Source organism: Comamonas serinivorans, assembly GCF_002158865.1.
In the GTDB taxonomy this organism is placed as follows: Bacteria; Pseudomonadota; Gammaproteobacteria; order Burkholderiales; family Burkholderiaceae_C; genus Comamonas_E; species Comamonas_E serinivorans.
In genome coordinates, this window is the sequence record NZ_CP021455.1 from 195,512 (window position 1) to 216,148 (window position 20,637).

General features: G+C 69.7%; 22 protein-coding genes. 7 read left to right on the forward strand and 15 right to left on the reverse strand.

Translation table 11 applies throughout. The annotated features are described in order from the left end of the window. Positions 1-36: 36 nt before the first annotated feature. Genes ureG through ureE form a run of 4 tightly spaced genes read right to left on the reverse strand, consistent with a single transcriptional unit; the run spans position 37 to position 2,396 of the window. Positions 37-702, reverse strand: a complete 666-nt coding sequence (gene ureG / locus CCO03_RS00800; RefSeq protein WP_087275935.1) for an urease accessory protein UreG — start codon at positions 700-702, stop codon at positions 37-39. Between the two features lie 47 nt (positions 703-749). Then, positions 750-1,082 carry an antibiotic biosynthesis monooxygenase family protein gene (locus CCO03_RS00805; RefSeq protein WP_087275938.1) on the reverse strand — a complete coding sequence of 111 codons (333 nt, stop codon included), beginning with the start codon at positions 1,080-1,082 and terminating at the stop codon, positions 750-752. 10 nt (positions 1,083-1,092) lie between these two features. Next, complete coding sequence (locus tag CCO03_RS00810) at positions 1,093-1,803, reverse strand: urease accessory protein UreF (protein WP_087283894.1); 711 nt, start codon at positions 1,801-1,803, stop codon at positions 1,093-1,095. Between the two features lie 8 nt (positions 1,804-1,811). Beyond that, positions 1,812-2,396, reverse strand: coding sequence for an urease accessory protein UreE (gene ureE, locus CCO03_RS00815; protein ID WP_087275941.1), 585 nt, complete (start codon positions 2,394-2,396; stop codon positions 1,812-1,814). A gap of 117 nt (positions 2,397-2,513) precedes the next feature. Here ureE and CCO03_RS00820 point away from each other — a divergent pair, with 117 nt between their 5' ends. Next, positions 2,514-3,056 carry a gamma-glutamylcyclotransferase family protein gene (locus CCO03_RS00820; RefSeq protein WP_087275944.1) on the forward strand — a complete coding sequence of 181 codons (543 nt, stop codon included), beginning with the start codon at positions 2,514-2,516 and terminating at the stop codon, positions 3,054-3,056. On the opposite strand, the gene ureC is transcribed toward CCO03_RS00820, so the two are convergent. The 4 genes from ureC to CCO03_RS00840 all read right to left on the reverse strand — a co-directional run bounded on the left by ureC (position 3,041) and on the right by CCO03_RS00840 (position 6,243). After that, positions 3,041-4,813 (reverse strand): urease subunit alpha, encoded by a 1,773-nt coding sequence (ureC, locus tag CCO03_RS00825; protein WP_087275946.1) that lies wholly within the window; start codon positions 4,811-4,813, stop codon positions 3,041-3,043. The two genes, CCO03_RS00820 and ureC, sit on opposite strands and share 16 nt — an antisense overlap. A 1-nt stretch (position 4,814) precedes the next feature. Further along, complete coding sequence (locus tag CCO03_RS00830; protein WP_087275949.1) at positions 4,815-5,120, reverse strand: urease subunit beta; 306 nt, start codon at positions 5,118-5,120, stop codon at positions 4,815-4,817. Between the two features lie 22 nt (positions 5,121-5,142). Further along, positions 5,143-5,757: a HupE/UreJ family protein gene (locus CCO03_RS00835; RefSeq protein ID WP_087275953.1), complete on the reverse strand. Its 615-nt coding sequence runs from the start codon at positions 5,755-5,757 to the stop codon at positions 5,143-5,145. A 183-nt stretch (positions 5,758-5,940) separates the two neighbouring features. Further along, the gene (locus CCO03_RS00840) at positions 5,941-6,243 is read right to left on the reverse strand and encodes an urease subunit gamma (protein WP_087275956.1); all 303 of its coding nucleotides are present in this window, start codon (positions 6,241-6,243) and stop codon (positions 5,941-5,943) included. 191 nt (positions 6,244-6,434) lie between these two features. Here CCO03_RS00840 and CCO03_RS00845 point away from each other — a divergent pair, with 191 nt between their 5' ends. The 3 genes from CCO03_RS00845 to CCO03_RS00855 all read left to right on the forward strand — a co-directional run bounded on the left by CCO03_RS00845 (position 6,435) and on the right by CCO03_RS00855 (position 10,207). After that, positions 6,435-8,465 carry a TonB-dependent receptor gene (locus CCO03_RS00845; protein ID WP_087275959.1) on the forward strand — a complete coding sequence of 677 codons (2,031 nt, stop codon included), beginning with the start codon at positions 6,435-6,437 and terminating at the stop codon, positions 8,463-8,465. A gap of 20 nt (positions 8,466-8,485) precedes the next feature. Then, entirely contained in the window at positions 8,486-9,229 is a 744-nt protein-coding gene (locus CCO03_RS00850) for a DUF4198 domain-containing protein (protein WP_087275963.1), read from the forward strand. Positions 9,230-9,358: 129 nt separating this feature from the next. Next, positions 9,359-10,207, forward strand: a complete 849-nt coding sequence (locus CCO03_RS00855) for an urease accessory protein UreD (protein ID WP_087275966.1) — start codon at positions 9,359-9,361, stop codon at positions 10,205-10,207. Positions 10,208-10,276: 69 nt separating this feature from the next. On the opposite strand, the gene CCO03_RS00860 is transcribed toward CCO03_RS00855, so the two are convergent. The 4 genes from CCO03_RS00860 to CCO03_RS00875 all read right to left on the reverse strand — a co-directional run bounded on the left by CCO03_RS00860 (position 10,277) and on the right by CCO03_RS00875 (position 14,458). After that, positions 10,277-10,954, reverse strand: a complete 678-nt coding sequence (locus CCO03_RS00860) for a nitroreductase (protein WP_087275969.1) — start codon at positions 10,952-10,954, stop codon at positions 10,277-10,279. 307 nt (positions 10,955-11,261) lie between these two features. Then, on the reverse strand, positions 11,262-11,672 hold the full coding sequence (locus tag CCO03_RS00865) for a YgiW/YdeI family stress tolerance OB fold protein (protein WP_087275972.1): 411 nt from the start codon (positions 11,670-11,672) through the stop codon (positions 11,262-11,264). 657 nt (positions 11,673-12,329) lie between these two features. Then, a complete protein-coding gene (locus tag CCO03_RS00870; protein WP_169717437.1) occupies positions 12,330-13,793 on the reverse strand; it encodes an ATP-binding protein in 1,464 nt (487 codons plus the stop codon). Then, entirely contained in the window at positions 13,790-14,458 is a 669-nt protein-coding gene (locus CCO03_RS00875) for a response regulator transcription factor (RefSeq protein WP_087275975.1), read from the reverse strand. The genes CCO03_RS00870 and CCO03_RS00875 overlap by 4 nt, the downstream gene beginning before the upstream one ends. 318 nt (positions 14,459-14,776) lie before the next feature. On the opposite strand from CCO03_RS00875, the gene CCO03_RS00885 reads away from it, so the two are divergent. Together CCO03_RS00885 and CCO03_RS00890 are read left to right on the forward strand one after the other, a co-directional pair. Next, on the forward strand, positions 14,777-15,628 hold the full coding sequence (locus CCO03_RS00885) for an SPFH domain-containing protein (protein WP_087275982.1): 852 nt from the start codon (positions 14,777-14,779) through the stop codon (positions 15,626-15,628). A gap of 85 nt (positions 15,629-15,713) precedes the next feature. Then, the gene (locus tag CCO03_RS00890) at positions 15,714-16,682 is read left to right on the forward strand and encodes a glycosyltransferase family 2 protein (RefSeq protein WP_087275985.1); all 969 of its coding nucleotides are present in this window, start codon (positions 15,714-15,716) and stop codon (positions 16,680-16,682) included. 233 nt (positions 16,683-16,915) lie between these two features. Here the strand turns inward: CCO03_RS00890 and CCO03_RS00895 are convergent, their stop codons facing one another. Then, positions 16,916-17,497, reverse strand: a complete 582-nt coding sequence (locus tag CCO03_RS00895) for a superoxide dismutase family protein (protein ID WP_157667429.1) — start codon at positions 17,495-17,497, stop codon at positions 16,916-16,918. Between the two features lie 250 nt (positions 17,498-17,747). After that, positions 17,748-19,034, reverse strand: coding sequence for a solute carrier family 23 protein (locus CCO03_RS00900; protein WP_087275991.1), 1,287 nt, complete (start codon positions 19,032-19,034; stop codon positions 17,748-17,750). A 634-nt stretch (positions 19,035-19,668) separates the two neighbouring features. Here CCO03_RS00900 and CCO03_RS00905 point away from each other — a divergent pair. Next, complete coding sequence (locus CCO03_RS00905; protein WP_087275994.1) at positions 19,669-19,869, forward strand: hypothetical protein; 201 nt, start codon at positions 19,669-19,671, stop codon at positions 19,867-19,869. A gap of 58 nt (positions 19,870-19,927) precedes the next feature. Here CCO03_RS00905 and CCO03_RS00910 read toward each other — a convergent pair whose 3' ends face one another. Next, positions 19,928-20,425: a flavin reductase family protein gene (locus CCO03_RS00910; RefSeq protein WP_205690343.1), complete on the reverse strand. Its 498-nt coding sequence runs from the start codon at positions 20,423-20,425 to the stop codon at positions 19,928-19,930. Positions 20,426-20,637 lie beyond the last annotated feature (212 nt).

The following is a 20,637-nucleotide window of genomic DNA, read 5'->3' on the forward strand; positions in this document are numbered from 1 at the left end:
TCTTTGAAAAACGGCAAGGGCCGCATACTGCGGATTTCAGCGCGTTGGCTGCAGCAGCCCCTGCTGCTCGATGAAGGCCACGACCTCGTCCAGGCCGCTCAGCGTTTTCAGGTTGGTCATCACGAACGGCTTGAGCCCCTTGGGCGTGGTGCGCATGCGCACGGTGTCGCTGCGCATGACGTCCAGGTTCGCGCCCACGTGCGGGGCCAGGTCGGTCTTGTTGATGACGAACAGGTCGCTCTTGGTGATGCCGGGGCCGCCCTTGCGCGGGATCTTCTCGCCTGCCGCCACGTCGATCACGTAGATCGTCAGGTCCGACAGCTCGGGGCTGAAGGTGGCGGCCAGGTTGTCGCCGCCCGATTCGATGAAGACGATGTCGGCATCGGGGAACTGGCCCAGCATGCGGTCGATGGCCTCGAGGTTGATCGAGGCGTCCTCGCGGATCGCCGTGTGCGGGCAGCCGCCGGTCTCCACGCCCAGGATGCGCTCGGGCGGCAGCGCGCCGCTCACGGTCAGCAGGCGCTGGTCCTCCTTGGTGTAGATGTCGTTGGTGATGGCGATCAGGTCCCATTGGTCGCGCATCGCCTTGCACAGCATCTCCAGGAGGGTGGTCTTGCCCGAGCCCACGGGCCCGCCAATGCCCACGCGCAGGGGCGGCAAGGTCTTGGTGCGGTGGGGGATGTGGTGCAGTGGTGGGGTCATGGCCGGTCGTGTCGTGAAGTCATCGGGAAATGAGCGGGAAAAGCGGATCAGGCGGGCTTGCGATAGGCGCGCTCGACCTTGGCGATGCGCACCTCAAAGTGCTCGTACCAGGTGGTGTGGCCGGTGGCCTGCGCGATCTGGTGCTCGGCGTGCTGCTTCCAGTGGTGGATGGCGGCTTCGCTCACCCAGTAGGACACGGTGATGCCAAAGCCCTGGGCGTCGCGCGTGCTCTCGGCCCCCAGGTAGCCGGGCTGCTGGCTCGCCAGCTCGGCCATGCGGTCGGCCATGGCGGCATAGCCCTGGTCGCCCGCGTGGCGCTGCGAGGTGAAGATGGCCGCGTAGTAGGGCGGCTCGGGGGTGGTGGCAAACAAGGCGTTCATGGCGGCAAGGTCAGCTGCGGAACAGGCGGGAGTATTGGTGCTCGTGCTGGGCCGAGAGGATGGCCAGCATGGGCGAGAAGGCCTGGCGCTGCGCGTCGGACAGGCCCTGGGCATGCGCCACGGCGGCGGGGATGTCGTGCGCCAGCCGGGCCAGGATGCGCTGGCCCGCGCTCTGGCCCAGCGGCACGGCCTTGATGGCGGCCTGCACCATGTTCTCGGCCCAGCCGAAGGCGTAGGCCAGCAAGGCCTCGCGAGCGGGCGCCTGCGTGAAGGCGGCGGCCAGCGCGAAGGCGAGGGGGTAACTCGGCCGTCGCTCGGAAAGCGCGGCCAGCTGCTCGACCTGGGCGCCGCGGGCCGCATCGTCGCGGTGCTGGTTGCGCAGCCAGTCGGTCATGGATTTGCCCATCTGCTCGGCCTGCAGGCGCAGCTCGCTGGTTTCGCGCGTGGCCAGCACCCAGTCGTTGAGCTGCTGCACGCGGGCGGTGTCGCCGCCCTGCCAGGCCGGCAGGGCCTGGGCGATGGCGGCCATGTCGCCGCGCGACTGGGTGAGGTGCAGCTGCGCCAGCAGCCAATCGCCGGCGTCGTGCTCATCGGTCACCTGCGCGGCGTGGATGGCGGCTTCCAGCCCCTCGGAATACGAGAAGCCCCCAATGGGCAGGGCCGGCGAGGCCAGCCACATCAGCTGCAGAAAACCAGCGGGGTCGAGCGCGGCCGAGGGCATGAGGGGCTTCATCCGCCGTGGTGGCCGTGGTTGCAGTGCGGCCCGTGGACATGGCCGTGTTCGTGGGAATGGTCGTGCTTGTGATCGTGATCGTGGGAATGCCCGTGCCCATGGTGGCTGTGCCCGTCGTGCGTGACGTGGCCGCCATAGGCGCCGCCTTCGGGCTCGAAGGGCAGGTCGGCGGCCACCACCGTCATGTGCATGCTGCGCAGCAGGTCGGCCAGCACGTGGTCGGGCTCGATCTTGAGGTGGTCCGGTTGCAGCTCCAGCGGCACGTGGCGGTTGCCCAGGTGGTAGGCCGCGCGCATCAGGTCGAACGGCGAACCGTGTTCGGCACAGGCCGTGATGCGCAGCACGGCCTGCGGGGCCGCGACGACGCGGATCAGGCTGCCGTCCTCGGCCACCAGCACATCGCCGCCCCGCACGGCCTGGCCGCGCGGCAGGAAGACGGCCAGCGCGCGACCCTGGCTGTCGGTGGCGGCAAAGCGGGACTTCTGGCGCACGTCCCAGTCGAGCTCGACCTGGGCGGCGCGCTTGAGGATCACGGGGGCCAGGCCTTGGCCGCGGGGCAAGAGTTTGTGGATGGTCAGCATGGGTGAAACAGGGCAGTGGCAGGCGGGTGGGCGCACCGGCATGGCGGCATCGCGAAAATTGGCGCGATTCGTGCAAACCCGGGCTGGGTTATCGGTGACCTCAACAGCCTGCCACACATGTCAAGCGTTTTCGACTCCGGCGTCTGCAACAACACGCCTTCTCCTGTGGATGATTCTTCGGCTGGCGCCCGCTGGCAACCCTGCGGGGCGCGCCACGTGGCCGTCTACGGCACGCTGCGGGCCGGCGGCATCAACGACATGGCGCGCCTGCGCACCGGCCTGCGCGGCGTGGGCCGCACCCAGCTGACGGGCAGCCTGTACGACCTGGGCTGGTACCCCGGCTTGCGGCTGGAGGGCACACAGTCCGTGCTGGCCGAGGTGTACGAACTCGACGATGCGCTCGAGCAGCAGCTCGACGGCATCGAAGGCCTGTGGCCCGTCGACCTGGGCGAGTACACCAAGCGCATCCTCACCGTGCCCGTGGCGCTGACCGGCGGCGGCATGCGGGAGATGGCGGTGCTGGTGTACGAGGCCCTGCCGGCCACCGTGGGCCAGGCCCCGCAGATCGAGGCCTGCGATTGGCTGGCCTGGTTCGAGCGCAAGGGCATGCAGCATCCGGACACCGCGTTTCAGCTCAACACCCTTCAGAACAGGAAGTAGCGCTGCGCCATGGGCAGGCTGCTGGCCGGCTCGCAGGTCAGCAGCTCGCCGTTGGCGCGCACCACGTAAGTCTGGGCGTCCACCTCCATGTGGGGGGTGAGGCTGTTGTGCACCATGTGCTGCTTGCGCACGCCGCGAATGCCCTTCACCGCCGAGAGCTGCTTGCGCAGGCCAAAGCGCTCGCCGATGCCCGCGGCCATGCCCGCCTGCGAGACGAAGGTCAGCGAGGTCTTGGCCACTGCGCCGCCCAATGCGCCAAACATGGGCCGGTAGTGCACGGGCTGCGGCGTGGGGATGGAGGCATTGGGATCGCCCATGGCCGCCATGGCGATGAGGCCCCCTTTGAGGATGCAGGTGGGCTTCACGCCGAAGAAGGCGGGTTTCCAGAGCACGATGTCGGCCCATTTGCCCACTTCCAGGCTGCCCACCTCGTGGCTGATGCCGTGCGCGATCGCCGGGTTGATCGTGTACTTGGCCACGTAACGCTTGGCGCGGAAGTTGTCGTTGCGCGCGCTGTGATCCCAAGCGTCCGCACCCGTTCCGGGCTCGGGTGGCAGCCAGCCGCGCTGCAGCTTCATCTTGTGCGCGGTCTGCCAGGTGCGCAGGATGACCTCGCCGACCCGGCCCATGGCCTGGCTGTCCGAGCTCATCATGCTGATCGCGCCCAGGTCGTGCAGCACGTCCTCGGCCGCGATGGTTTCCTTGCGGATGCGCGACTCGGCGAAGGCCAGGTCTTCGGCGATGCCGGCGTCCAGGTGGTGGCAGACCATCAGCATGTCCACGTGCTCGTCCAGCGTGTTCACGGTGTACGGCATGGTGGGGTTGGTCGAGGAGGGCAGGAAGTTGTCCTCGCCGACCACGCGCAGGATGTCGGGTGCGTGGCCTCCCCCCGCACCCTCGGTGTGGAAGGCGCACAAGCCGCGGCCCTGGGTCGCCGCGATGGTGTTCTCGACGAAGCCCGATTCGTTGAGCGTGTCCGAGTGGATGGCCACCTGCGTGTCGGTGGCGTCGGCCACGTCCAGGCAGTTGCTGATCGCCGCCGGCGTCGTGCCCCAGTCCTCGTGCAGCTTCAGGCCGATCACGCCGGCGTCGATCTGCTCGTGCAGCGCGGCGGGCAGGCTGGCGTTGCCCTTGCCCAGAAAGCCCAGGTTCATCGGGAAGGCGTCTGCCGCCTGCAGCATGCGCTCGATATTCCAGGGCCCGCTGGTGCAGGTGGTGGCGAAGGTGCCCGTGGCCGGCCCCGTGCCGCCACCCAGCATGGTGGTGACGCCCGAGGCCAGGGCCTCCTCGATCTGCTGCGGGCAGATGAAGTGGATGTGGCTGTCGATGCCGCCGGCCGTGACGATGTTGCCCTCGGCCGCGATGACCTCGGTGCCCGGGCCGATCACGATGTCCACGCCGGGTTGCACATCGGGGTTGCCGGCCTTGCCGATGGCGGCGATGCGCCCATTCTTGATGCCGATGTCCGCCTTGACGATGCCCCAGTGGTCCAGGATCAGCGCGTTGGTCAGCACGCAGTCGACGGCGCCACCGGCCGTCGGGCCGCTGCCTGTGCCGTCTCGCGTGCGCTGGCTTTGGGCCATGCCGTCGCGGATGGTCTTGCCGCCGCCGAATTTGACCTCTTCGCCATAGCCACCGGCGCGCAGCGTGTAGTCGTCTTCGACCTCGATCAGCAGCTCGGTGTCGGCCAGGCGCACGCGGTCGCCGGTCGTGGGGCCGAAGATCTCCGCGTAGGCGCGGCGCGAAATGGTCGCCATGTCAGAGTTTTCCTTGGATCAGGCCGCGAAAGCCGTACACGGTGCGGTCGCCGGAGAAGTCCACCAGCTCCACGGTGCGCTGCTGGCCGGGCTCGAAGCGCACGGCCGTGCCGGACGCGATGTTGAGCCGCATGCCCCGCGCCGCATCGCGGTCGAAGCCGAGCGCGCCGTTGGTCTCGGCGAAGTGGTAGTGCGAGCCAACCTGAATGGGCCGTGAGCTGGCGTTCACCACCACCAGCGTCAGGGTGCGGCGCCCTGGGTTCAGGGCGTGCACGCCCTCGTCGATCAGCATCTCGCCAGGAATCATGGTCGCTCCAGTGCAGGCCTGCTCAGGCCAGGCGGGTCAGCATGAACACGCCCAGCGCCGCCGTGGCGCCGCCACCCCAACGGGCCAGCCAGGGGCGTTGGTGCAACACGGCATGGCCCAGCATGAGCCCAGCGCCGTGCAGCGCGGCCGAGCCCAGGGCCACACCGGCCAGGGCTGCATACGCGGCGGCGCCCGCGTCACCCGCCAGCTCGTAGCCGTGGGCCGCGCCATGGAAGAACGCAAACGCACCGACCAGACCTGCGGCCAGCACCCAGGGCATGCGCTGGCGAACCGCCACCAGCAAGCCCAGCACCAACACCGAGGCGGCAATCATGGGCTCCACCCCTGGCACCCACAGGCCGCTCAGGCCCACCAGCGCGCCCACCATCAGCAACGCCACGAAGGCGGCCGGCGCGCGCCAGGCGGTCTGCAGCGAGGGAAAGGCCAGCGCGCTCCACACGCCCACGGCCAGCATGGCCGCGAGGTGGTCCAGGCCGGTGAAGGGATGCGCCAGCGCATGCCAAAAGCCGTCAGACGCACCATGGCTGTGCGGCAAGCCGCCGACGTGGGCCAGCGCCGCCAGCGGCAAGGTGGCCAGGGTGATGGCGATGGCGATCAGCAGGTCTTTGGATTTCATGGGCGTGCGAGAAGGGGTCAGGGCCGCCCGCAACCAGGACCAGGCGGTGTGGGTTGCGGCTGGCGCGTTGAAGGATGGGGTATCACCAGGTTGGCGTTTCGTTGAAAGCGTCGATGGGTTCATACTGCCTTGCTCCTGGTGAATGAGGTGAGCTGTGAGGCGGTGGCGTGTCTGGCGCGTCGCTCAGACGATGGGCTCGTGCACGGTCACCAGCTTGGTGCCATCGGGAAAGGTGGCTTCGACCTGGATGTCCGGGATCATCTCGGCGATGCCGTCCATCACGTCGGCGCGCGTGAGCACCGTGCGGCCTTCGCTCATGAGCTGCGCCACGGTCTTGCCGTCGCGGGCGCCCTCCATCACGAAGGCGCTGATCAGGGCCACGGCCTCGGGGTAGTTGAGCTTGAGCCCGCGCGCCAGGCGCCGCTCGGCCAGCAGGGCGGCCGTGAAGATCAGCAGCTTGTCTTTTTCACGCGGTGTGAGTTCCATGCCCTCATCGAAGCAATAGCTGTGCCAGTGGCGGCCGGTGCGGCATCGGCATGGCATGCCCCACAACGATGCAAGAGATCCTTGTTGGGGCATGAGAGGGCGACGAGTGCACCGATTGAGTGCTCAAGGTGGCGCCTTGGTGCGCATGGCATGGAATTTGCGGCGATTCGGCTTTGTCCTTGAGAGGTGAGATGTTGCGAATCCCCCAGTGGGTCGGTCCCGTGAGTTGTTGGGTGCTGGCCTTGGTCAGTTTGCCTGCGTTGGCTGCGGACGAGTCCGTGGCCTTGCCCGGTGTGACCGTCAAGGGACAGGCGCTGGAGGGAGCGAATCAACCGTTCTCCGTCAGCACCTTGCAGGCCGAGGACGTGCGGGAGCAAGGGGTGCAGGAGGTTGAAGCCTTGTGGACCAAGGTGCCTGGCATGCACGTGAGCAACTACCAGATCAACGGCGTGGCCAACAGCGTGGTGCTGCGTGGCTTCTCCGGCGGCGGCCATGGGGGTGACATCGCGGCCACGCTCGACGGCATCCCGCTCAACGAGGCCATGTCGCACGCCGACGGCTACTTCGACCTGAACGTGGTGGTGCCGCTGGAGCTGGAACAGGCCGCCGTGCACCGCGGCCCCACCTCGGTGCTGCAAGGCAACTACAACCGGGCCGGTCTGGTGGAGTTGCGCACCCGGCGCAGTGGCAGCTACAAAGACCTCAGCTTCACGGCCGGCTCACATGGCCTGGTCGACGGCCAGTTCGCGCTGGGGCAGACGCTGGCGTCGGGCGACCAGATCAACCTGGCGGCCCAGCACGTGCGGGGCGATGGCGCTCGGCCGGATGACGACTTCTCGCGCAGCACGCTCAGCGGCTACTGGAACCACCGCATCAACAGCCGCTTCGACATCGCCCTGTCAGGCCGTTGGCACGAGGCCAAGGGCGATTCGCCCGGCTACCTGACCGAGGCCCAGTGGCGCGTCGACCCCCAGGGTCAGGACCCCCATGTGGTGGACGATGGCTCGCGCAAGCACTTCAAGACGCTGCGACTCGACGCCCACCACGACCTGGGCGGCGACACCCACCTGCTGGGCTTTGCCTACGGCACGCGGCAAGATTTCACGCGCTGGTTCACCCGGCCGCGTGGCGGCGGCTGGATGCAGCGCGAGGAAAGCTACGACCGCAGCGTCTTCGGTCTGGGCACTAACCTGAGCGGCAAAGCCACGCTGGCCGGTGGCGCGCTGGACTGGATGCTGGGCGCCGAACGGGTGCGCGAGTCCACCGACTATGGCTACTGGGATGGACTGGTGGCGCGTCAGCACACCGCGCCGGCGCTGAACGACCGCCGCACCCGCCTGACCAACACCGCCGCCTACGGCCAGACCAGCTGGCAGGCCACCGACTGGCTGCAGGCCACGGCCGGCCTGCGCTGGGACCACTTCTCGGGCCAGTGCCGCCTGCTGGGCCCCGAGGCTGGCGACGACCCCTGCGAGCGCATGCAGAACAAGCGCCACCTCAGCCCCAAGCTGGGCGTGCTGGCTCAGGTCAACCCGGCCCTGGCCGTGCGGGCCAACTGGTCGGAAGGCTTTGCCCTGCCCAGTGACTTTGCCAAGTACGCCCTGGGTGCACGTGACCTGGAGGCCAATGTCTTCCGCCAGACCGAGCTGGGCCTGCGCTGGAAGCCCTCGGCGCAGTGGCTGGTGGACGCGGCGCTTTACCGCATCACCTCCAGCCAGGAAATCCGCAACACGGCGCCCGGTGAGTACGAGAACTTTGGCAACACCGTGCGCAAGGGCGCCGAGCTGCAGCTGCACTGGACGCCGCACCGCGACTGGCATGTGGCGTGGGCCTATGGCCGGGCGCGCTCGCGCGTAACGCAGAGCGCCGATCCGGCCCTCGTGGGGCACCCGGTGAGTGGCGTGCCCAGCTTCACCAGCACCTGGCATGCGCGCTGGCGCGCCACGCCCGAACTCACCGTGCAAGCCATGCTGCGCCACGTGGGGCGCAGCCCCCTCAATGCCGACAACACGCAGTGGGCCGGCAGCACCCACTGGGCGGACCTGGGCCTGCAGTACCGCCTGCCCGCCCGCATGGGGGCCAGCGACATGAGCCTGAGCCTGTGGGTGCGCAACGTGGGCAACACGCGTTACGCCAGCACCACCACGCTGATCGGCGGCCAGCGCCTCGTGGCGCCTGGCATGCCACGCACGCTGCAACTCGGCTTGCAGGTTTCGCTATGACCCACACTCCCAGGAATCCCATGACAGACCACCCCACCCTTGAACGCCCATCGACGGCTTGGCTGCGCCAACTGTGCACGGCCGCCGCCGTCGGTTTGGTGCTGTGCGGCGCGGCACAGGCCCACAACGTGTGGCTGGAGGCCGATGCCCAAGGCGGCTACGTGATGCAGTTTGGCGGGCACGACGGCCAGCTCGAAGCCTTCGACCCGGCCAAGCTGCAGCGCGTGCACGCCTACGACCTGCGGGGTCGTTCGGTGCCCACCGAGGTGCAGCGCCTGCCGGACGGCATCCGCGTCAAGCCCGATGCCAAAGCTGCCCTGATCGCCGTGGAACTGGACAACGGCTACTTCAGCGGCAGCGCCGACAAGCATGCCGAGATGAAGCCCCTGCCCATGGACCAGAACCCCGGCGCCGTGCGGGGTGTGCACGCGCGCAAGTTCCACAAGACCGTGGTGCAGTGGGGGGCGCTGCTGCAAAGGCCCCTGGGCCAGATGTTCGAAGTGGTGCCTCAGCAGGGCAAGGCACCGCACGCTGGACAAGCACTGAGACTGCTGGTGTTGCTGAATGGCAAGCCGCAGCCCGGCGTGCGCCTGAGCTGGGGCGAGCACGGCTCACCCGTGTCGACCGATGCGCAAGGCCTGGCCACGGTGGTGCCCACAGCCGGCACCAACACCTTGCAGGCCATCTTGCGTGTGCCCGTGACGGGTGATGCCAAGACCACGGAAAACAGCTACGAGTACCTGCTGCGCTTTGCCGTGCACTGAGGCCATGGCCATGCACACCTGCACCCGTTTGAACCAGGCCCGCCCGCCGTGCACTGCGCGGGGCCAGCCGATCGCCGCATCTGGTCCTGTGCTGCGCCGGATGGGCCCGGTTGGCGCAGGGGGCCGCGCATGAGCTGGCGCGCCCACCTGTCTCTGGCGTACACGTCCCACGCGGCGCTGGCGCCGGGCCGCCGCCGCACGGCCTTGCAGTTCACGCACGATGGCCCGCTGCGCGTGCTCAAAAGCCTCTACCCTGAAGGCGCTGGCATCTGCCACAACGTGCTGGTGCACCCGCCCGGAGGCCTGGTCGGCGGCGACGTGCTCGACATCGCCGTGCAGGTGGGCGAGGGCGCGCATGCGCTGGTCACCACGCCGGGCGCCACGCGCTTTTACAAAAGCAACGGCCGGCCGGCCCTGCAGCGCACCCACCTCAGCCTGGCCGCGGGCGCCCGGCTCGAGTGGCTGCCGCTGGAGGCCCTGGCCTACACCGCGTGCGACGCCACCAACCACCTGACGATGGCGCTGGCCGACGACGCCCAGCTGCTGACCTGGGACGTGACGGCGCTGGGCCTGCCGCTGGCGGGCCAGCCCTTCACCAGCGGCCAGTTCACCCAGCACCTGGAATGGCCGGGGCGCTTTCTGGAGCGCGGCACGCTGGGCGCGCACGATCACCGCTTGCTCGACGGCCCGCTGGGCCTGGCGGGCCGGCGCTGCCTGGCCAGCCTGATCTTCGCGAGCGGCTCGGCGCTGCCGCGGGCGCAGCGCGAGGGCGTGCTCGAGACCACGCAGGCCCTGCTGCAGGCGGCGGGCGGCGAGGTGGTGGCGGGCGTGACGGCCCCCAACGACCACATGCTGGTGCTGCGCGGCCTGGCGCCCGTGGTGGAGCCGGCGATGCACCTGTGGAAAGCGGTGTGGGCGCACTGGCGCGCCGAGCTGTGGGGCCTGCGCGGCAGCCCGCCGCGCATCTGGGCCATGTGATGGGTGATGGCAGTATGGGGTGGTTGCCGTTCAATGGAAAACGGCAATCAGGTCATACTGCCAGGTACATCAATCGTCGAAGCCCAGGAAGGTGGTCGCCTCGTCCACCGTCTTGCGGTGCGACACCACGGCGTTGGCGGGGAAGGTCTCGTCGGGCCAGCCCATGGCGATGCAGGTCTGGATGACCTGGTCGGCGGGAATTTGGGCGTGTTCGCGCACCACGGGCGACTGCATGATGCCCTGGCTGTTGATGACGCAGCCCAGGCCGCGCGACCAGGCGGCGTTGACGATGGCGTTGACCACGCCGCCGCAGTCGAAGGGCGCCACGTCGCTGCCGTGGATGGAGCGGTCGTAGGTCACGATGATGGACACCGGTGCATCGAACTGGCGGAAGCCCCGCAGCACCCAGTCGCGCCGGCCGGCCTGGTCCTCGCGCGCGATGCCCATGGCGGCGAACAGCTGCTTGGCCACGCCGATCTGGCGCGAGCGGTGCACGTCGTCGTAGGCCGGGCCGGTGCGGAACTCGCGCGAATCGGGCACGCCGGCCAGGTTGCGCTCGACGTTGCCCTGGCGGATGCGGTCCAGCACCTCGCCGGACACGACGTGGAAGTTCCACGGCTGGGTGTTGTAGGACGTGGGGGCGCGCATGGCCAGGCCCAGGATCTCGCGGATCAAGGCCTTGGGCACCGGCTTGTCCAGGTAGCCGCGGATGCTGCGGCGCTGCTGCACGACCTCGTCGAACTTCATGGTCTCATTCCTCTTGGGCAGGGTGTCGGTCAAAACGGGGCCGAGGGGCAACATGCCGATCGGCCGGGCCGCCGCCACGCGGGCGGTGCGCCGCGCGACATGATGGCGGCTTGATCCCGTTTCGCGAGTCACCCATGCAAGCGCATAGACCTCGTGGCCGCCATGTTAGGCACCCTGTGGGGCCGGGGCACGGGGCCAGCTCGCAGCCCCGAGGGCGCCCGCGCCGACCTGCTCACGTTGACCATGCGGCCCAGGGACTGTTGCCTCACGCCGGGCGCCGGGTGAGGCTGGGGCCCGGACGTGGCGGTCAGGGCAGCAGGGTGACGCGGTCGACGTCGAACTCGGTCTTGCGCAGGCCTTTGTCGAACTCGCCGAGCAGCTCCACGCGCTGCTGCGCGCTCACGGTCTGGCCCGCGGGAAAGTCCTCGTCGTCGATCTCGACCGGGATGCGGCCCGTGGCGTCTTCGAAGGTGTAGCGGTCACCGCCGTCGTGCGACACGATGCGGCCCTGCAGGCGCGCGTGCTGGTCGTCCCGGCCGGTGTCCAGCAGCTGCTTCACCGTCATCAGCGGCACGCTGCTGGGGCCGGCATAGCTGCCCTGCGCGGCGGTCTGGGGGGCCGTGCTGGGGCCGGTGTAGCCGGATGGCTGGGCGATGGCGGCGGCGGCGCCCAGGCCCAGCAGGGCGGCGATGGCGAGGGCGGTGGTGGCATGACGCATGGGGATGACTCCTTCAAGGGTTGGACAGAACACGCGCGGCTTGCGGTGTGAAGGGATTGGGCGCCCCCAAGATGAAGGCAATCTGATGCCTGGACGGCTTCGTTTCCGCACCCGGCTGCCGACCTGGGGGGCACCGTTTGCCCATGCCGCGGTTCGGCGAAAGCGGGCGGGCAGGCGTGACAGGCGGCCGCACGATGCGGCGTCAGGCGCACGCGGGACGGACGGGTTCTGCACGCCGGCAGTGCCTGCCGCTGACCATGCCAATGAATGGATGAGTATGGGTTCACTCCCGTTTATCAGAAAACGGGAAGGTGTACATACTGTCTGAATTCTGGCTGATTGACGTGATGCATCGTGCATGCATGCGGGCCGCACAGCGTCCGGCTGCCCTGGGGCGAGGATCTGCTGGTCAGGGCGCCGCGCACACGGATCAGATCTCGCTCGCCCGGGGATGCCCTCGGGCCGCGCGGGCTGCATGCGCGGCTTCCGCGCACCCTTGCCGGCGCCGAGGACGTCGGGCTTGTGGACGTCCACGTCCTGGCCTTGGCGGGCACCGCAGGCAGAACGCCTGGCAGCGTGAAACCCACCCCCGAACCGCTTCGCCGCACAGGACGCAGCGGCGCGGCGGCGCAGCGGCGCAACGCCTGCCGAGCCGGCTCAGTGGGGCGGAAAGTCCAGAACCACGCCCAGGCCGCGTCCGTCCAGGCCGTCTTCAAAGCGCAGGGTGGCGCCGTGCAGCGCCGCGATGCGCGCCACGATGGACAGGCCCAGTCCGTTGCCCGGCCGGCCCGTGCCCAGCACGCGGAAAAAGCGCTCACCCAGCCGCGCGCGCTCGGCCGGCGGCACGCCGGGGCCGTCGTCGCGCACGGCCAGGCGCACGCCGCCCCCGGGCAGGGCCTGCGAGGTGACTTGCAGCCGCACGCCAGGCGGTCCGTAGTGCACGGCGTTGTCGATCAGGTTGCGCAGGGCGCTGGCCAGCAGCGCGGGCGCGGCCCGCACGGTGGGCACGGTCAGGGCGCGCTGCAGCTGGGCCTCGGGCGGCAGGGCGGCTTCCAGCGTGTCGAGCAGCGCGTCCAGGTCCACGGCCTCGTGCACCGGGGGCTGGGCCTGCGGCTCCAGCCGGGTGAGGGCCAGCAGGCTCTCGACCAGCGCGGTGCAGCGGTCCACGTCGGCGCGCAGCTGCTGCAGGTGAACGTCGGGCACCTGGCGCTCGCGTTCGATGAGCTGCACACGCATGCGCAGCGCAGCCAGCGGCGTGCGCAACTCGTGCGCGGCATCGGCCGTGAAGCGGCGTTCGCTGTCCAGCGCCAGGCCCAGGCGCCCCAGCAGCGCGTTGAGCGCGTCCACCACGGGCTGCAATTCGCGTGGCAGGCCTTGGGCGTCGACGGCCGTCAGGTCCTGGGGCGACTTGACGGCGATGCGCGTGGCCGTGTCTTCCAGCGGCCGCAGCAGGCGGCGGATCAGCACCCAGCTGAGCACCGTGAGCACGGCCAGCAGCACCAGCGCGGGCCAGGCCAGGTTTTCGGCCATGTCTTCGAGCAGCTCCAGCCGTTCTTCCAGCGGCTGGGCCACCTGCGCGCTGAGGCCGCCCTCGCCATGGCGCAGGTGCACGCGCCACAGTTCGCCGTCGGCGCGCACGGTGGTGTAGCCCTTCTTGCGGATGGTGTGGGGCGGCACGAACGCGGTCTGCGGCGCGTCGTCGCCGCGCAGCAGCACGCGGCCCTCGGCGTCGACCAGCTGGTAGACCAGGCGCAGCTTCAGGGCCTCACCCTGGCTGCCGTGCAGGGCTTGGGGGTCGGCGCCCTGCCCGCTGGCGCTGCGCGGGCCCAGTTGCAGCACCAGCCGCGCGCCTTCTTCCAGCGCCTCGTCAAAGGCCTCGCTGGTGGCGAACCAGGCCACGCCGATCACGATGGCCAGGCTCACCAACCACAGGCTGATGCTCACGCCCATCACCGTCAGCAGCAAGCGGCGGCGCAGCGACCAGCCGCGTTGCCGTGGTTCGACGGCACGCGGTGGTCGTGGCGCCCGCCAGCGCCGCAGCCCGCCCAGCGCCCCGCGCTGCCCCGCTGCGGTGGACTTGCGGGCCCGCGACAGCCCGTGGTGGCGACCCAGGCCCCTCATGCCGGCGCCAACCCGTAGCCCTGGTTGCGCACGGTGCTGATGAAGCGGCTGCCCAGCTTGCGGCGCAGGTTGTAGATGTGCACCTCGATGGCGTTGCTTTCGACCTCTTCGCCCCAGCCGTACAGCGCCTCTTCGAGCTGGGCGCGGCTGAGGATGTGGGTGGGGCGGCGCATCAGGGCTTGCAGCACGGCGAACTCGCGCGCCGTGACGGCCACGGCCTCGCCACGCAGCGTCACGCGTTTGGCGGCCGGGTCCAGCGCCACCTCGCCATGGCGCAGCTCGGGCGTGGCCTGGGCCGCGCCGCGGCGCAGGGCGGCGCGCACGCGGGCCGACAGCTCCTCCAGGTCGAAGGGTTTGACCAGGTAGTCATCGGCGCCGAGATCCAGCCCCTGCACGCGGTCGGCCAGTGTGTCGCGCGCGGTGATCAGGATCACCGGCAGCCGGGCGCCGTCGGCGCCGCGCGCGCGCAGGCGCTGCAGCACCGCGTCGCCGTCCAGCCCGGGCAGGCCGCGGTCGAGCAGCACGCAGTGGTAGTCGTGGGTGTCCAGGGCCGCCGCGGCCTGGTCGCCGCGCTGCAGCCAGTCCACGGCGTAGCCGTCCAGCTGCAGCCAGGATTGCAGGGAGTGGCCCAGCGAGGGGTCGTCTTCGATCAGGAGGATGCGCATGCCGCGACGCTAGGTGCTGAAGATGAAGGGAATCTGAGCCCCAGCCCGCGTGCGGGCCGGGCGGCGGGCGGGCCGGCGGGCCGGTTCAGGGCCGCGCGACCCGCCGGTGCCGATGCAGGTGCGCGCCATTGTCCAGGTGCATGTCACGCACCTTCCTGGCATGGCGGCGGCCGGCGGACCGGTTCATCGCAGACCGCGTGAGCGCGGGGCAGATCGCTTGGGTGCTCAGCCAGGCCAGCGAGCCCAGGCAACCGCTCAAGAAACGGGCTGTGGGCCGCATGACATGATGGCGGCATCACACGCCTTTGCGAGTCTCCCATGCAAGAACGCCTCAAATCCTCCCTGCCGGGCATTCCCATGCTCATCGTCGTCGGTCTGCTGGCGCTGGTGGCCGTGTACATGTTCATCTCCACCATCAGCGAAACGCCGCTGGGCGTGCTGGCGCTGATCGCCATGGGCGTGCTCATCCTGGTCACCGTCAAAGGCCTGTACAGCCTGCAGCCCAACCAGGCCGCGGTGCAGAGCCTGTTCGGCAAGTACGTGGGCACGGTGAAGGACAACGGCCTGCGCTGGAACAACCCCTTCCTGTCGCAGAACAAGGTCAGCCTGCGCGTGCGCAACTTCGAAAGCGGCAAGCTCAAGGTCAACGACCTGGAAGGCAGCCCGATCGAGATCGCGGCCGTGATCGTGTGGCAGGTGGTCGATGCCTCCGAAGCCGTCTACAACGTGGACGACTTCGAGGACTTCGTGCACATCCAGTCCGAGGCGGCCCTGCGGGCCATGGCCACCAGCTACCCCTACGACTCGACCGAGCCGGGCCAGATCGGCCTGCGCAGCCATGCCCACGAGATCGGCGAACACCTGCAGCAGGAGCTGGGCGAGCGCCTGGCGAACGCCGGCGTGCGCGTGGTCGAAGCGCGCATCAGCCACCTGGCCTACGCGCCCGAGATCGCCCAGGCCATGCTGCAGCGCCAACAGGCCACGGCCGTGATCGCCGCGCGCGAGCGCATCGTCGCGGGCGCCGTGGGCATGGTGGAGATGGCGCTGGCCGAGCTGCAGAAAAAAGGCACGGTGCAGCTCGACGAGCGCCAGAAGGCGGCCATGGTCAGCAACCTGCTGGTGGTGCTGTGCAGCGAGCGCGGCACCCAGCCCATCGTGAGTGCAGGTTGACGGGGTATGGTGCCATGGCCGTTCGTCACTGAACGGATATCGATTCATACCCACATGTTTTGTTTCTGAGGCCGTCTCCCCCGCCATGTTTTCGCTCGTCATCCCGGTCTACAAGAATGAGGCCAACGTGCCGCGCCTGCTGGCCGCGCTGGTCGCGCTGGCGCCCACCCTGCCCGAGGCGCTGGAGGTGGTGTTCGTGGTCGACGGCAGCCCCGACCAGTCGCACGCGCTGCTGGCCCGGGCCTTGCCGGACCTGCCGTTTGCGGCCCAGCTGCTCGCGCACTCGCGCAACTTCGGCTCGTTCGCGGCCATCCGCAGCGGGCTGCAGGCGGCGCGGGGCGAGCGTTTCGGCGTCATGGCGGCCGACCTGCAGGAGCCGCCCGAGCTGATGGCGGCCTTCGACCAGGCCTTGCTGCGGGACGAGGCCGATGTGGTCATCGGCACCCGGCGCTCGCGCGCGGACGGTGCGGTGTCGCAGTGGAGCTCGCGCCTGTTCTGGGCCCTGTACCGGCGCTGGGTGGCGGCCGAGATGCCCGAGGGTGGCGTGGACGTGTTCGGCTGCAACCGCGCGTTTCGCGACCAGCTGCTGGCGCTCGAGGAGTCGCGCTCGTCGTTGATCGCGCTGATCTTCTGGCTGGGCTTCAGGCGCCAGCTCGTCGCCTATGACCGGCAGGCCCGGCAGGAGGGCGTTTCGGCCTGGACGCTGCGCAAGAAGATCGATTACATGCTGGACAGCGTGTTCGCCTTCACCGATGCGCCGATCCGCGCCCTGACGCACCTGGGCGTCTGCGGTTGCGGCCTGGCGCTGCTGGTGGGCCTGGCGGTGCTGGTGGCGCGCCTGACGGGGCAGATCGAAGTGCCGGGCTACACGGCCACCATGCTCGCCGTGCTGTTCTTCGGCAGCCTGAACCTGCTGGGCCTGGGCATCGTGGGCACCTACGCCTGGCGCGCCTACGAAAACACCAAAGCCAGGCCGCTGGCCATCGTGGCGCGGCGGCAGGCGAATGGCGCCGCGGCGGCGTCCGCACGCGAGTCGGCTGGCCCGCAAAGCTGAGGGCGGTCCGGGCGTGGGCCCAGCGATGGAGCGGTTGGTGAAACCGTCGCACGGGGGCGGAACCCGCTCGATCACCGCTTCAGTGGCAGCCGAACAGCTACAGCCAAAAGCAGTATGGGGCGGTTGCCGTTGATCCAACAACGGCAACCGCCCCATACTGTGTCTGGTGTGCATGTCCGATCCATCGCCGGATGGACCGGACGGGCCGCGACCCGATGGCGCGCGGGCCTGGCTCAGGTCAGGCGGATGACGCCGCAGGCCAGGCGCTTGCCCGAGTTGCCGGCCGGTTGGGCGGTGGGGTCGTCGGCGCTTTCGTGCACGACGATGGCGCGGCCGATGACGCCGTTCTCGGCGGACTTGTCCAGCGAAATGGCCTGGGTGGTGAAGTTGACGACGGCCTTGCCCGTGGCATCGGCCTTCAGCGGGGGCAGGTCGCCGGCGTGGTGGGCTTCCTTGCCGTCGAAGGCGCCGTGCGGGGCCTTGCCGGGGTTGAAGTGGGGGCCGGCATCGGAGGCGTCCATCTTCATGCACGAGCCTTTTTCATGCACGTGGAAGCCCACAGTCGAATTCGGCTTCAGGCCCTTGATCTCGCCCTTGGCGACCAGCACGCCCTTGTTCTGGCTGAACTCGATCGTGCCTTGGATCTTGGTGCCGGCGACGGGCTGCGGCTCACCGGTCGGGAAGAAGACGGCGCGCGCCGAGTAGTCGGGCAGGCGCTTTTCAAACTTGCTGGCGCAGCCGGTGGCCAGGGTGGCCGCGGCCAGGACGGCGGCGGCCAGGGCCAGGTGGCGGGTGCGCGTTGCGGGGGTCGACATGGGGCAGAACTCCTGAGCTGTGGACATCGCCGGGCATCTTAGCGAAGCGCGGCCCGCACCACGAGGCCCCGGGGATTGGGCCGGCCGCCGAGGCGACGGGACGGCTGCCGGTCGGTGCGTGACGGTGCGGGCCGTGCGGTGGCCCGTGCAAGGTCCGTTCCCCACAGGCCGCGTGGCCTGTTGCGGCGTGCGCCGTGGGCGGCCAGCCCGTGCGTGCGCCGGGACCGAGCCGGCCTGCTTGACCCAGGCCTCAGTGGTTGCGCCGCAGCAGCGCGTGCAGCAGCACGGCGCCGAAGGTGGCGGTGCCGATGCCGGTCAGGGCGAAGTCGCCGAACTTGAGCGTGAAGTCCCCGGTGCCCAGCACCAGCGTGATGGCAGCCGTCAGCAGGTTGGCGTTGTTCGAGAAATCGACCTGGTTGACGACCCAGATGCGCGCGCCGGCCACGGCAATGAGGCCGAACACCACGATGGAGACGCCGCCCATCACCGGCAGCGGGATGGCCTGGATGACGGCGCCGAATTTGGGCGAGAAGCCCAGCGCGATGGCCAGCAGCGCCGCGACGACGAAGATGGCCGTGGAGTAGATGCGCGTGGCGGCCATCACGCCGATGTTCTCGGCATAGGTGGTCACGCCGGTGCCGCCGGCCGCGCCGCTGACCATGGTGGCCACGCCGTCGCCGATGAAGGCCCGGCCCATGTACTGGTCCATGTCGCGCCCGGTCATGGCGGTGACGGCCTTGATGTGGCCCAGGTTTTCGGCCACCAGGATCAGCGTGACCGGCACGATGAGCAGCATGGCGTGCGACGAGAACACCGGCGCCGTGAGCTGCGGCAGGCCCAGCCAATCGGCGCGGGCGATGCCGCTCACGTCGATGGGGGTGCCCAGGCCCAGGCCGTTGGTCAGCACGGCATAGATCACGCTGGCCAGGATCAGGCCAATCAGGATCAGCAGCCGCTGCAGCATGCCGCGCGTGAACACGGCCACCAGCGCCACGCACAGGAAGGTGACCAGCTGCATCCAGGCGTCGAAGTTGCCTTTGGCCATGTTCTTGATCGGGATGGCGGCCAGGTTCAGGCCGATCACGGCCACCACCGCGCCGGTCACCACCGGGGGCATGAGCTTCTCGATCCAGGCCGTGCCCACGACCTGCACGATGAAGCCGATCAGCGTGTACAGCGCCCCGCAGGCGATGATGCCGCCCAGCGCCAGGGCCAGGTTGGCGTTGGGGCCGCCACCGCTGTGGGCCGTGGCCGCCAGCACCACGCCGATGAAGGCGAAGGACGAGCCGAGGTAGCTGGGCACCTTGCCGCCGGTGACGAGGTAGAAGATGAGGGTGCCGATGCCGCTCATCAGCACCGCCATGTTGGGGTCGAAGCCCATGAGGATGGGCGCCAGCACCGTGGAGCCGAACATGGCGATGACGTGCTGCACGCCCATGGCGCCGGTCTGTCCCCAGGGCAGGCGTTCGTCGGGCGCGATGACGCCGCCGTTGTCCAGCGCGCTGGACGGCCGTTCGCGCCATTGAAACAGGGCCATGGTTCTCTCTCCTCGGTGCAGGTGTGTTGGGTTGGTGCGCGCGATGTTAGAGCGAGTTCGGGCCCTTGATCTGACGCGTTGGAACCGCAGCAGCGCCGCCGCGCGCCCGCGTCCAGGCCGCGTCGGCCGCAGTGGCCATCGGCGCACAGGGCGCCGCTCACCCACCCGGGGCGTCACCCCGCCACCCGATGCCGTCATCCAGCCGTGCGCGGTCCAGGCCGCGCCCCATCCGTGGCGGCCGGGCTCGCCCACCCGCGCGCCCGCCGTGGGCGCACCGGTTCAACCAGCCAGTCGGTTCGTGTGGCTCCGGCGTTGCCGGGGTGATGCCGTTGTCCTGCAGGGTGCTCACCCTGTCCCGTGTGGTGGGCATCGTGGTGGGCGAAACCCCTGAAGGTGTCGCCACAGCCGCCGGCAACGGCCCACGTCAGGCCAGGCGCAGGCGGCGAGGCGGTGAGCCCGCACCGGTCATGCCGACATGCCTGGCCCTTGGCTTCGGTGGTGCCGGGCACAGCGCCCGCGCTCAGTGCGGTGCGCGGCAGGCGGGGTGGCTCGGCCTCGGCCGCGGGGTAATCCACATGCGCGCGGCGCCTGGGCGTGGCGACAATCCGGCGCTGCTTTCCCACGATCTGCACCCATGGCCTCGAAACCTTCCGACCTGTTCTTCTGGCGTGGCGCCATCTGCGCCATCCTGGGCGTGTTCATCGTGCTGGGGCCGCGCATCATGAAGTCCCCCTTCTGGGTGGACATGCTGGGCCAGTCCCAGCCCGTGGGCTGGTTTGCGCTGGCGCTGGCGGCGCTGTTCTTCTGGCGGGGCTGGCGTTCGCGCCGTTCTTGATGGGGTATTGCCCAGTTCCCGTTAATGAATCAACGGGAGCATCGGTATACTGCCTGACTCAGAGTGGCGTTTCGGTGTAAAACTGACCACCCTGGTACAGCAGCGGCGTGCCGCTGTGGCGGGTGCAGCGCTGCACCTCGCCGATGAAGACCAGGTGGTCGCCCTCGGTGTGCTGGCTCCGGCGCGCACATTCAAAGACGGCCAGGCTGTCGGCCAGCACGGGGGCGCCGCCCAATCCGGCGAGGTGGGGCACCGTGTCCCAGGTGGCACCGCTTTGCGCGAAATGGCGCGCCAGGTCGACCTGAGCGGCACTCAGCACGTTCACCGCGAAATGGCTGCAGGTCGCAAACGTGGGCAGCCGGCGCGATTGCAGGCCCAGGCTCCACAGCACCAGCGGGGGCGAGAGCGACACCGAATTGAACGAACTCACGGTCACGCCCAGCAGCTGGCCGTCTTCGCCGCGCGTGCTCACCACCGTCACGCCGGTGGCGAACATGCCCAGGGCCAGGCGGAAATCCTGCGAGGAGAACGGGGGCGGGGGGGAGGCGTGGGACATGGACACAGGCGGACTACTCGGGGGCCGCCGGTGCGGCGACCGGGACACGCGCTCGTGACGAGCGCCATCCCCAGGGGGCGCGTGCATCATAGCGGCGCGCAGTGACCCTGACGGTCGCCGGGCCAGCAGGGCGGCCCGAGGCGGCTGGCGCCGCGGGCCAGTGGTGACCGACCAAGGACGCGTTGGCTGCGCACCGCCAGCGTGGTGACGGG

Excerpts from the sequence above, each read along its gene's own strand:
- ureG (WP_087275935.1), bottom strand. The coding sequence starts at position 702 with ATGACCCCACCACTGCACCACATCCCCCACCGCACCAAGACCTTGCCG.
- CCO03_RS00805 (WP_087275938.1), bottom strand. The coding sequence starts at position 1,082 with ATGAACGCCTTGTTTGCCACCACCCCCGAGCCGCCCTACTACGCGGCC.
- CCO03_RS00810 (WP_087283894.1), bottom strand. The coding sequence starts at position 1,803 with ATGCCCTCGGCCGCGCTCGACCCCGCTGGTTTTCTGCAGCTGATGTGG.
- ureE (WP_087275941.1), bottom strand. The coding sequence starts at position 2,396 with ATGCTGACCATCCACAAACTCTTGCCCCGCGGCCAAGGCCTGGCCCCC.
- CCO03_RS00820 (WP_087275944.1), top strand. The coding sequence starts at position 2,514 with ATGTCAAGCGTTTTCGACTCCGGCGTCTGCAACAACACGCCTTCTCCT.
- ureC (WP_087275946.1), bottom strand. The coding sequence starts at position 4,813 with ATGGCGACCATTTCGCGCCGCGCCTACGCGGAGATCTTCGGCCCCACG.
- CCO03_RS00830 (WP_087275949.1), bottom strand. The coding sequence starts at position 5,120 with ATGATTCCTGGCGAGATGCTGATCGACGAGGGCGTGCACGCCCTGAAC.
- CCO03_RS00835 (WP_087275953.1), bottom strand. The coding sequence starts at position 5,757 with ATGAAATCCAAAGACCTGCTGATCGCCATCGCCATCACCCTGGCCACC.
- CCO03_RS00840 (WP_087275956.1), bottom strand. The coding sequence starts at position 6,243 with ATGGAACTCACACCGCGTGAAAAAGACAAGCTGCTGATCTTCACGGCC.
- CCO03_RS00845 (WP_087275959.1), top strand. The coding sequence starts at position 6,435 with ATGTTGCGAATCCCCCAGTGGGTCGGTCCCGTGAGTTGTTGGGTGCTG.
- CCO03_RS00850 (WP_087275963.1), top strand. The coding sequence starts at position 8,486 with ATGACAGACCACCCCACCCTTGAACGCCCATCGACGGCTTGGCTGCGC.
- CCO03_RS00855 (WP_087275966.1), top strand. The coding sequence starts at position 9,359 with ATGAGCTGGCGCGCCCACCTGTCTCTGGCGTACACGTCCCACGCGGCG.
- CCO03_RS00860 (WP_087275969.1), bottom strand. The coding sequence starts at position 10,954 with ATGAAGTTCGACGAGGTCGTGCAGCAGCGCCGCAGCATCCGCGGCTAC.
- CCO03_RS00865 (WP_087275972.1), bottom strand. The coding sequence starts at position 11,672 with ATGCGTCATGCCACCACCGCCCTCGCCATCGCCGCCCTGCTGGGCCTG.
- CCO03_RS00870 (WP_169717437.1), bottom strand. The coding sequence starts at position 13,793 with ATGAGGGGCCTGGGTCGCCACCACGGGCTGTCGCGGGCCCGCAAGTCC.
- CCO03_RS00875 (WP_087275975.1), bottom strand. The coding sequence starts at position 14,458 with ATGCGCATCCTCCTGATCGAAGACGACCCCTCGCTGGGCCACTCCCTG.
- CCO03_RS00885 (WP_087275982.1), top strand. The coding sequence starts at position 14,777 with ATGCAAGAACGCCTCAAATCCTCCCTGCCGGGCATTCCCATGCTCATC.
- CCO03_RS00890 (WP_087275985.1), top strand. The coding sequence starts at position 15,714 with ATGTTTTCGCTCGTCATCCCGGTCTACAAGAATGAGGCCAACGTGCCG.
- CCO03_RS00895 (WP_157667429.1), bottom strand. The coding sequence starts at position 17,497 with ATGTCGACCCCCGCAACGCGCACCCGCCACCTGGCCCTGGCCGCCGCC.
- CCO03_RS00900 (WP_087275991.1), bottom strand. The coding sequence starts at position 19,034 with ATGGCCCTGTTTCAATGGCGCGAACGGCCGTCCAGCGCGCTGGACAAC.
- CCO03_RS00905 (WP_087275994.1), top strand. The coding sequence starts at position 19,669 with ATGGCCTCGAAACCTTCCGACCTGTTCTTCTGGCGTGGCGCCATCTGC.
- CCO03_RS00910 (WP_205690343.1), bottom strand. The coding sequence starts at position 20,425 with ATGTCCCACGCCTCCCCCCCGCCCCCGTTCTCCTCGCAGGATTTCCGC.